The sequence below is a fragment of the Falsiroseomonas oryzae genome (assembly GCF_027856955.1).
Classification (GTDB): Bacteria; Pseudomonadota; Alphaproteobacteria; order Acetobacterales; family Acetobacteraceae; genus Falsiroseomonas; species Falsiroseomonas oryzae.
In genome coordinates this window covers 1-1765 of the sequence record NZ_JAPSMD010000716.1, presented here as the reverse complement: position 1 = coordinate 1765, position 1765 = coordinate 1, and the positions used below count along the sequence as shown (strand labels likewise).

Here is a 1765-nt window from a genome sequence, read left to right as displayed (position 1 = left end):
CGGCGACGCGCCGGCCCGTGACGACGGATGCCCGCGCCACCGGCGCGGGCCGGGCCTCAGCGCGGCAGCGCGCCGACCTCGCGGTCCCAGCGCTCGATCAGCCGGCGCCGCTCGGCCGCGCGGCCGTATTTCGCGAAGTCGTACTCGATCAGCCGGATCTGCGAGAGGTCGGGCGCGCCCTGCGGCAGCGGCGCCTCCCGGTTGGACGGCGTCTGCAGCTGCCCGCCGGCCTCGAAGCCCAGCCGCTGCGCCGGCGCGGTCAGCGCCCAGTCGTAGAAGCGCCGGGCCTGGGTGAGGTTCCGCGCGCCGCGGATGATCGACATCGAGCCGATCTCGTAGCCCGTGCCTTCGCAGGGCGTGTTGTAGGCCACGGGGAAGCCGGCGTTCCGCTCCGTCACCGCGTCATGCACGAAGGACAGGCTGACGCCGGTCTCGCCGCGCGCCACCGCCTTGATGGGACCCGTCCCGCTGCGCGCGTAGCTGTTCACGTTGGGATGCAGGCGCCGCATGTAGGCGAAGGCCTGGTCCTCACCCATGATCTGCACCAGCGTCGCGATGATCACATAGGCCGTGCCGGAGGAGTTCGGGTTGGCCACCTGGATCTCGCCGCGGAAGCGCGCATCCAGCAGGTCCGCCCAGCAGGTCGGCGGCGCGATGTTCTTGCGGGCCAGCAGTTCCGTGTTGAAGCCGAAGCCGATGGCGCCGGCATAGACGCCGATCGCGCGCTGGTTCGACTGCCGCCACTGGGTCAGCGCCCAGGGCTGCAACTGCGCATTGTTCGGGCTCTCGTAGGCCTGCGTCAGGTTCTCCTCGGCCGCCGCCAGATGCGGGTCGCCGGTGCCGCCGAACCACACGTCGCCACGGGGGTTCTGACCCTCGGCGCGGATCGCGGCCAGCGTCTCGCCCGATCCGCGCTGCGTCATGTTCACGCGGATGCCGGTGTCGCGCTGGAAGTTGGTGGCGATGGCCTGGCACCACTCGATCTGCACGGAGCAGTAGAGATTGAGCTGCCCCTGCGCGGCGGCCGGCGCGGCCCAGGCCAAGGGCGCGCCGAGTGCCAGCACGCCCAGCCAGCGACGAGATCGCATCGTTTGTCTTCCCCTCCCTGCTGCGCCGGGCGTCGCGGCCCGGTCGCGGCGTACGGCCCGGTCACCGGGAGCGGCGCGCCGCAACGCGCCCGCCGCCGCGGCGCCGGGGATCGTGTCATCCTATTGCAACAAAAGCGTCACGATACAAGCGGATGAGCGCCGCGCTCGTGCCGTCGTCGTTGGGAGGGGAATGGTGCCCAGGGCCGGAATCGAACCAGCGACACTGCGATTTTCAGTCGCATGCTCTACCAACTGAGCTACCTGGGCCCATCGCTGCGGCCCCGTGAGGGGCCGGCCGGCAGAGGCGGCGGGATGTAGCGGAAGGGCTCAGCCCTGTCCACCACCCCCCTCGTCCTCCGGTGGCTCCTCCTCCGCCGGGATGGCGTAGTCGCCGGACAGCCAGCGCCCCAGGTCGATCGTCGCGCAGCGTTCCGAGCAGAAGCGCTGGCTGGGCACCAGTGGCCCCTTGCCGCAGATCGGGCAGCGGCGGGTTCGCTTCGGCTCCATCATCGCAGCGGCTCCACCAACTCGCGCCCGGGCGGCACGGCCACATCGGGCACCAGGCGCAACGCCCGGCCGGCGGCCGCGGCGTATTGCGCCAGCGCCTCCGGCATCGCGTCCAGCGCGGCGCAGACGGCGGGGGCCGCGCGCAGCGCCAAGGGCTGGCCCGGTTGCGC

General features: G+C 72.3%; 2 protein-coding genes and 1 tRNA gene. All 3 read right to left on the bottom strand.

Going from position 1 to position 1765, the window contains the following annotated elements; all coding sequences use genetic code 11:
- Positions 1-56: 56 nt before the first annotated feature.
- Entirely contained in the window at positions 57-1088 is a 1032-nt protein-coding gene (locus OZN99_RS30965) for an ABC transporter substrate-binding protein (RefSeq protein WP_270939044.1), read from the bottom strand.
- Between the two features lie 191 nt (positions 1089-1279).
- Positions 1280-1355: transfer RNA gene (locus tag OZN99_RS30960), tRNA-Phe, on the bottom strand.
- Positions 1356-1415: 60 nt separating this feature from the next.
- Complete coding sequence (locus tag OZN99_RS30955) at positions 1416-1598, bottom strand: DNA gyrase inhibitor YacG (protein WP_270939043.1); 183 nt, start codon at positions 1596-1598, stop codon at positions 1416-1418.
- Positions 1599-1765 lie beyond the last annotated feature (167 nt).

Bases quoted from the DNA above. Each gene is read 5' to 3' on its own strand.
- OZN99_RS30955 (WP_270939043.1), bottom strand. From the start codon at position 1,598: ATGATGGAGCCGAAGCGAACCCGCCGCTGCCCGATCTGCGGCAAGGGG.
- OZN99_RS30965 (WP_270939044.1), bottom strand. From the start codon at position 1,088: ATGCGATCTCGTCGCTGGCTGGGCGTGCTGGCACTCGGCGCGCCCTTG.